Genomic DNA, 1,192 nt, shown 5'->3' on the forward strand with positions numbered 1-1,192 from the left:
GGTAATCCCCCCGTTTCCCACGGGGTTCAGAAGTAGAAACTAAGCGGCCATGGCCAGCCGCTGCTTTGGCGCAAATCCACCCAGGGCCATGTGCGGGCGATCGTGATTGTAATTCCACATCCAATCGGTCGCGAAGCGCTGCACGTGGTCCAAGTCTTCCCAGTGGTACTGCGACAGCCATTCGTACCGCACGGTTCGGTTGAATCGTTCGACATACGCATTCTGCTGCGGCTTGCCCGGCTGGATGTAATCGAGCCTGATGCCGTACTGTCGAGCCCATTCGATGATCGCTGCGCTCAGGTACTCGGGCCCGTTGTCGCACCGGATCGCTTCTGGCCTGCCGCGCCAACCGATGATTTGCCGCAGCGCACGGATCACGCGTTCGGACGGCAATGAGAAGTCGATCTCGATGCCGAGTGCCTCGCGGTTGAAGTCGTCGATCACGTTGAACAGCCGGATGCTGCGCCCATCGGCCAGTTGGTCGTGCATGAAGTCCATCGACCAGACCTGATTGACGGCGCGCGGGACCGCCAGCGGTTCAGGTATTTGCCTGACCAGCCGCTTGCGCGGCTTGATCCGCAGGTTCAGTTCCAGTTCGCGATAGATCCGATACACGCGCTTGTGATTCCAGCCGAAGCCCTTCACGTTGCGCAGGTAAAGGAAGCACAGCCCGAAACCCCAGTTCCGGTGGTTGTCCGTCAGGCGCAGTAGCCAGTTCGCAATCTCGTCGTTCTCGGCGCTGCGCCGACCGACGTACCGATAGCACGCCTGGCTGATCCCGAATGCCTCACATGCCAGCCGGATCGATATGCCCCGGCTGGACACCGCATGCATGGCCATCTCACGTCGGCAAGATGGCCTCAATCTTTTTTTGCGAGCGCCTCCGCCACGATCTCGGCCTTGATCTTCTCCTCGACGTACATCTTGCGCAGCCGGGCGTTCTCGGCCTCCAGCTCCTTCATCCGCGCGATCAGCGAAACGTCCATGCCACCGTACTTCGAGCGCCATTTGTAGAACGTCGCCGTGCTGATGCCCAACTCTCGACATAGGTCCGGTACCGCCAGTCCTGCCTCCACGCGCTTGAGCGCGTCCATGATCTGGCTGTCCGTGAATCTCGACTTCTTCATGCTGTAGAACTCCCTCAATGAGAAAATTCTACTTCCGATCACACCGGTTTTTCGGGGGGATTACC

The 1,192-nt window shown here is 59.6% G+C and carries 1 protein-coding gene; it reads right to left on the bottom strand.

What is annotated here, in order from left to right; genetic code table 11:
• Positions 1–39: 39 nt before the first annotated feature.
• Positions 40–1,127 (bottom strand): IS3 family transposase gene (locus tag ACV22V_RS32375; protein ID WP_448016811.1). Its coding sequence is split into 2 segments (ribosomal slippage): positions 40–866 and positions 866–1,127, totalling 1,089 coding nucleotides; the frame shifts between segments, so codons are not numbered across the junction.
• Positions 1,128–1,192 lie beyond the last annotated feature (65 nt).

It is taken from the genome of Burkholderia sp. AW33-5, from assembly GCF_053427615.1.